Below are 814 nucleotides of genomic sequence, written 5' to 3'. Positions count from 1 at the left end.
GTAACTACTTAGGTATCAGTTAGTTGAAAATAAATTGCCCCCGAAATGCACGGAAAAGAGAGTCGAAAATTGGGCGAGCTTGTTTTTGTAGAGTGGAGATCACACTGCGGATTCTTAGGAATAACACAGCTCCGTCTTCAGTACGCATTGTACCTGAAATTTTCTGTTTGACCTTGAGCATCCGTAAGTCTCGTTCAGCTTGATTGTTGTCGAAGGGAATCTGGGCATCACGAAGAAAGCCTAGAATATACGGTTTGAACTTGATAAACCGATCTCCTAAACTTGCTGCTTTCGTTTTTTTCGTAATTCCTTTTTTAAGTTTTGAGCGTTTGGGAGGGCCCCATTCTTTGGCGCCTTGGGCCAAAATCTCATCATAACGACACTCTAAATCTGCGATGAGATCAGGACTTAGCGGAAGTTCAAGGCTTCGTGCCGTCTTGGCCTGCTTACAAGCATCTTGAAGAAGCTCCTTGAGATCCGTGGCCCAGAAATGCCCATCGTTGTCGATGATCCCTTGGCATTCGCGAATAAGGTGGGCTCCGCACAGCGCATGCTTAAAGGTGAATTTATCGTGAAAATACATCGATAAACAATCGTGCATCACACGACCTTTGTAGTGCGGCAGTAGATTATTTGCCTTCACTGCCTCTAACCCCCGACTAAGATGAAGACTAAGCGAGGTCCACTCGGCGTTACTAACCGTGTGCGCCCAGTATTTTTTATTCTCGACACGAAAACTGGTTTCGTCGGCGTGAAGGAGATTACTTTGCAGCAGGCGCTCGCGAATAAACTGTTCTGCAGGTTTAAGTGCTTC

The 814-nt window shown here is 45.8% G+C and carries 1 protein-coding gene; it reads right to left on the bottom strand.

All coding sequences use genetic code 11. The annotated features are described in order from the left end of the window. Positions 1–19: 19 nt before the first annotated feature. Positions 20–814: IS66 family transposase (locus IEY34_RS36290; RefSeq protein ID WP_189021125.1), on the bottom strand; the 795-nt coding region annotated here is incomplete at its 5' end.

The organism is Paenibacillus marchantiophytorum (assembly GCF_014640555.1).
GTDB lineage: Bacteria > Bacillota > Bacilli > Paenibacillales > NBRC-103111 > Paenibacillus_E > Paenibacillus_E marchantiophytorum.
This window is presented reverse-complemented; position numbering and strand designations above follow the sequence as displayed.